The 2333-nt window shown below is 66.9% G+C and carries 2 protein-coding genes and 1 rRNA gene; all 3 read left to right on the forward strand.

From position 1 onward, the window contains the following. A 5S ribosomal RNA gene (rrf, locus tag ACFWY9_RS33990) occupies positions 1–93 on the forward strand; the annotation flags it as partial. A gap of 196 nt (positions 94–289) precedes the next feature. After that, positions 290–1045 carry a type 1 glutamine amidotransferase gene (locus ACFWY9_RS33995; RefSeq protein ID WP_378340785.1) on the forward strand — a complete coding sequence of 252 codons (756 nt, stop codon included), beginning with the start codon at positions 290–292 and terminating at the stop codon, positions 1043–1045. Between the two features lie 94 nt (positions 1046–1139). Beyond that, complete coding sequence (locus ACFWY9_RS34000) at positions 1140–2273, forward strand: anion permease (protein WP_378340786.1); 1134 nt, start codon at positions 1140–1142, stop codon at positions 2271–2273. Positions 2274–2333: the final 60 nt, after the last annotated feature.

Genomic DNA, 2333 nt, shown 5'->3' on the forward strand with positions numbered 1-2333 from the left:
ACGCCCGGTCCCATTCCGAACCCGGAAGCTAAGCCTGACTGCGCCGATGGTACTGCAACCGAAGGGTTGTGGGAGAGTAGGACACCGCCGAACACAACATGGATGAGAAGGGCCTTGCCCGGTCGAGAACCCCCACGGTTCTCCCGGCAAGGCCCTTTTCGCTATACACCCGGTCTTCCCCACGAGCCCCCCGCGCCGACCCCGTCCCCGGGGGCAAGGGACCTTCACTGCCGCCCGGCGATAGCAAAGGTCCCTCGCTCACTCTTGAGCGCATCCGTAGGCTGGGCTGGTGACTTCACCGCGTTTGCTGATCATCCAGCCGTCGGAATCCGACCCGGTGGGGGCACTCGGGGACTGGCTGGTCGAGGCCGGCGCCGAGCTGGACATCCGGCTTCCTGGCCGCCAGGACCTCCCGGCCGACGCCGAGGGTTACGGAGGCGTCATCTGTCTGGGTGGCGAAATGGGAGCGCACGACGACGCCGAGCACCCGTGGCTCGCGGACGTTCGGAGGCTGCTCGCCCGAGTTGCCGCTGCCCGGGTCCCGACGCTCGGCGTCTGCCTCGGCGCCCAGCTGCTTGCCGCGGCGACCGGTGGCAAGGTCGAGGTCGGTGAGCGGGGGCCGGAGGTAGGGCCCTCCCTGGTCACGAAGAAGGACGCCGCCTGGACGGACCCCCTCTTCGCCGAGCTGCCGCTCATCCAGGATGTCATGCAGTTCCACAACGACGTGATCACCCGGCTGCCGGCGGGTGCGGAGCTGCTGGCCTCCGCCCCGCGCTACCCCCATCAGGCATTCCGATTCAACCGTTGTGTCTACGGTGTCCAGTTCCACATCGAGACCACTCCGGACATCGTGGCGTTGTGGGCGGCAGAAGAACCCGAAATGGCGGAACTCACTCGTCCGGGTGTGTTCGAACGGGACGCCTTGATCGCATCGCACGCGGACATCGCCGAAACCTGGCGTCCGTTCGCGCATCGGTTCGTCCAGCTGGTCAAGGGCGAACTCGAGCCTGCTGCGGACAGTCAACGTACGTTACCTCTGGCTTAACGGCGTAGGTCTCGAATACATACGGGCCGTTAACGGTTCACTCCACCAGTCAGGTACTTTGCGGGAGGTATCCCCACAGGGTTCGGAGGTCGGGGTGCAACCCTCGTTGCTGGTCGTGGTCGTAGTCGTCACGGCTCTCGTTTTCGATTTCACGAACGGGTTCCACGACACCGCGAACTCGATGGCAACGTCCATCGCGACAGGAGCGTTGCGCCCGCGCGTCGCCGTCGCCATCTCAGCGGTGCTGAACCTCGTTGGTGCCTTCCTCTCGGTGGAGGTCGCGAAGACGATCTCCAGTGGCCTCGTCGACGACACCAAGGTCGGCCCGGCCATCGTGTTCGGCGGCCTGATCGGCGCGATCGTCTGGAACCTGCTGACGTGGTTCATCGGCCTGCCGTCGAGTTCCTCGCATGCACTCTTCGGCGGCCTGATCGGCGCCACGTGGGTCTCGGCGGGCGCGGACTCCGTCCACTTCGGCAAGATCGTCGACAAGGTGCTGGTCCCCGCCGCCGCCTCGCCGGTCATCGCCGGCTTGGTGGCGATGACCGTGACCTACTTGGTCTACCGGTTCCTGGTCCGGCGCAAGCCGAACAGCAAGGGGTTCCGGATAGGACAGATCGTCTCCGCTTCTCTGGTGTCACTGGCTCACGGGACCAACGACGCGCAGAAGACGATGGGTGTCATCACGCTGACCCTCGTCTCCGGCGGCCTGCTCCCGTCCGGCGCGGCGCCACCCGTCTGGGTGATCATCAGTGCCGCCTGCGCACTGGCGCTCGGCACCTACCTCGGTGGCTGGCGGATCACGCACACCCTCGGCAAAGGACTGACCGACATCGAAGGCCCTCAGGGTTTCGCAGCGCAGACCAGCTCGGCCTTGGTCATCCTGGTCTCTTCACGGCTCGGTTTTCCCCTCTCGACCACTCACGTCTGCTCCGGCGGCATCATCGGTTCCGGCGTCGGCCGTCGTGAGGCGCCCGTCCGGTGGCGGATGGCGGGACGCATGGTGATCGCGTGGCTGTTCACCCTGCCCGCGGCCGCGATCGTCGGCGCCATCGCAGGCAAGACGGCCTCGCTCGGCACTGTGGGCACCATCGCGGTTGGCGTCGTCGGCATAGCGGTCGGCGTCGGCATCTACCTGCTTTCGCGCCGCCGCCCCGTCACCGCACACAGCTTCCACGTCCCCGAGCCCTCTGCCCCCGACACAGAACCCCGCCAACTAGCCGCCTGAAGAGGAGCAAGGGACCTTTGCTACTCCCCCGGGGGTGGGCAGGGGACGGGGGGCGGCCCG

Source organism: Amycolatopsis sp. NPDC059027 (assembly GCF_042739735.1).
In the GTDB taxonomy this organism is placed as follows: Bacteria; Actinomycetota; Actinomycetes; order Mycobacteriales; family Pseudonocardiaceae; genus Amycolatopsis.